The following is a 1,002-nucleotide window of genomic DNA, read 5'->3' on the forward strand; positions in this document are numbered from 1 at the left end:
GCGTGCGACGTTGCGCTCCAGCGGCAGCACACGATGCGTCGGCAGCTCGATCGGGAAGCGCACGGTGCGGAACTGCTGCACTTCCTCTTTGTGGCGGCGCACGGATTTGCCGAAGGTGGTGGTGCGCATGCGCTCGCGCGACAGGCGCTCCAGGTCCACGTCGGCGAAGATCAGGTGCGACTCATCGCTATAACGCTCGGACTCGCGGAGGATTTCGCCATTCTCCGCAATCAGCGCCTGGCCATCCCAGGCCAGGTCGGTGGTCGATTCTCCGCGTCCTGCCGACGAATACAGGTAAGCGGCTAGGCAGCGCGCGGACTGTTGGCCGACCAGCTGGCGGCGGTAATCCGCCTTTCCGACCACGACGTTCGACGCCGACAAATTCACCAGCACGGTCGCACCAGCCAGCGCGCCAAACGACGATGGCGGAATCGGCACCCACACGTCTTCGCAAATCTCGACGTGGAATTTGAACAGCGGCAGATTCTCGATCTCAAACAACTGGTTCACGCCAAACGGCACCGTCTGGCCGCAGAGTTCAACCTGCGTGGCGATCGCCTCGTCGGCCGCGCTGAACTGGCGCGCCTCGTAAAACTCGCTGTAATTCGGCAGGAAGGACTTCGGCACCACGCCGCGAATCTGTCCGCCGCTGACCACCACTGCGCAGTTGAACAGCAGATGATCCACGCGCAGCGGCACGCCGACGATCATCACGCAGTTGATCTGCTGCGACGCCTCCACCACCTTGTTCAGCGCCTGCAGCACGCCGTCCAGCAGCGCGCGCTGGTGGAACAGGTCGTCGCAGGAATAAGCCGACAAGCCCAGTTCCGGGAAAGCGACCAGCGCGGCGCCTTGGGCGGCGGCATCCCTGGCCAGAGCGATGGTCTCGTCCGCGTTATGCAGCGGATCGGCCACGCGGCAGCGCGGCACGCCAACAGCCACACGGGCGAAGTCATGGTGGTACAGATTATGGAAAGAGTGCGACATACGAACAGTTACCGC

The 1,002-nt window shown here is 63.7% G+C and carries 1 protein-coding gene; it reads right to left on the reverse strand.

Features of this window, described 5'->3' with window-relative positions; genetic code table 11:
• On the reverse strand, positions 1-987 hold a 987-nt coding region (locus tag AB4Z11_RS32630), incomplete at its 3' end, for a nitrilase-related carbon-nitrogen hydrolase (RefSeq protein WP_442030451.1).
• Positions 988-1,002: the final 15 nt, after the last annotated feature.

The organism is Pseudoduganella sp. RAF53_2 (genome assembly GCF_052113985.1).
In the GTDB taxonomy this organism is placed as follows: domain Bacteria; phylum Pseudomonadota; class Gammaproteobacteria; order Burkholderiales; family Burkholderiaceae_D; genus Rugamonas.